The following is a 1,114-nucleotide window of genomic DNA, read 5'->3' as shown; positions in this document are numbered from 1 at the left end:
GGGCGGCGGCGAAAACTGAGTGCAACACCTGACCTTTCCGGTACGGTGCTGTCCCTATGTCTTATTCCGAACTCAGCGTTGAAGAGCGCGCCACCATTCAAATCGGTCATGCCCAAGGTTTCAGCCTGCGCGGGATTGCCTGCTTGATCAACCGATCCCCTTCGACCATCAGCCGGGAGCTGCGCCGCAATCGAGATGCCTGTGGCGGCTACTCGGCCCGCGTGGCCCAGCAGCAGATGCAGGCCCGCCGTCAGGTGTGTCGACCGAAGCAAAAGCTGTTGCCGGGTAGCGAGCGCTTCGAATTGGTGGCGCATATGCTGCGTGAGCGTTTGTCTCCCGAGCAGATTGCCGGCAAGCTGCGCAGCATGAATATTCCCAGCCTCAGAGATGCCTACGTCTGTCGCGAGACGATCTATAACGCGATCTATGCCTTGCCAGTCGGCGAGCTGCGTAAAGAGCTGATCATCTGCCTGCGCCAAAGCAAGACGATGCGCAGGCCGCGCTCTGGCGGCGTGGATCGGCGCGGTCAGATCCCTGAGATGGTCAGTATTCATGTACGTCCGCCGGAGATCGAAGACCGACTGATGCCAGGGCATTGGGAAGGCGACCTGATCAAGGGCAAGGCCAACGCCTCGTCTGTAGGTACGCTGGTGGAGCGCACCAGTGGCTACCTGATGCTGGTGAAGATGAACGACGCGACGGCGACCTCGGCGATGGAAGGCTTCAGTGCAGCGCTCAATGGCATGCCGCTGGCGATGCGCAAGAGCATGACCTACGACCAGGGCCGAGAAATGGCGCGGCATGCTGAAATCACCCAGCAGACCGGGGTGGCGATTTACTTCTGCGACCCGCACAGCCCTTGGCAGCGCGGCAGTAACGAAAACATCAATGGCCTGATCCGCCAGTACCTGCCCAAGGGCACGGACTTGTCGGTGCATAGCCAGGAGGAACTGGATGCCATCGCACTGCAACTGAACATGCGCCCCCGTAAGCGCTTCGACTTCAAGTGTCCGATCGAGGTTATGGACGAGGTGATGCAGGAAGCTATGGCTATGCGGCATGATGCTCCAGCTTCAATTCAATAACCGTGTTGCACTCAGCTCCTGTAACCGCC

At 59.7% G+C, this 1,114-nt stretch carries 1 protein-coding gene; it reads left to right on the top strand.

Annotation, left to right across the window (positions count from 1 at the left end):
- Positions 1-56: 56 nt before the first annotated feature.
- Complete coding sequence (locus tag QMX91_RS31205) at positions 57-1,085, top strand: IS30 family transposase (protein WP_017846207.1); 1,029 nt, start codon at positions 57-59, stop codon at positions 1,083-1,085.
- Positions 1,086-1,114 lie beyond the last annotated feature (29 nt).

This window comes from Pseudomonas sp. PS01299 (assembly GCF_029960145.1).
GTDB classification, from domain to species: Bacteria; Pseudomonadota; Gammaproteobacteria; order Pseudomonadales; family Pseudomonadaceae; genus Aquipseudomonas; species Aquipseudomonas putida_A.
The sequence above is the reverse complement of the archived record's forward strand: the minus strand, read 5'-3'. Positions and strand labels throughout refer to the sequence as shown.

Excerpts from the sequence above, each read along its gene's own strand:
- QMX91_RS31205 (WP_017846207.1), top strand. The coding sequence starts at position 57 with ATGTCTTATTCCGAACTCAGCGTTGAAGAGCGCGCCACCATTCAAATC.